Here is a 391-nt window from a genome sequence, read left to right on the forward strand (position 1 = left end):
CTGATGAATGAAAGAGGGTACGGAGTGGACTGGCAGGACAGCCACAAGTACATCACATATACTGACTTAGCCAGGGAACAGGCAGGAGAAAAGGCTTGCAAAATTCGTAATAATAAGCTGGAAAAATACTATAACATGGGTTTTGGAAAGGAGGAACTGGAGCATGAGTTTGAGAGAAATGCACGAACAGCAGAAGTCAGAGCAGGCAAGTCCGAGAGAACAGCTCCAAGAACTGAACCGACAGAGCCGGACAGAGCTGGAGAACAGCCTGCTGAAGGAAGCCTTAGCTTTGTCGAGCGAGAGCTGCGAGGAATTGATGAAGCAGTCAAATCAAGGACAAGCAAGGGCAGAGCAGAACAGGCAGAGAGACGCCGAACTGAGCAGGCAGCTC

The 391-nt window shown here is 49.6% G+C and carries 1 pseudogene; it reads left to right on the forward strand.

What is annotated here, in order from left to right:
• Positions 1-163: 163 nt before the first annotated feature.
• Positions 164-391, forward strand: a pseudogene (locus DW922_RS17790) (hypothetical protein); the annotation flags it as partial.

It is taken from the genome of Clostridium sp. AM42-4 (assembly GCF_003480105.1).
GTDB lineage: Bacteria > Bacillota > Clostridia > Lachnospirales > Lachnospiraceae > Brotaphodocola.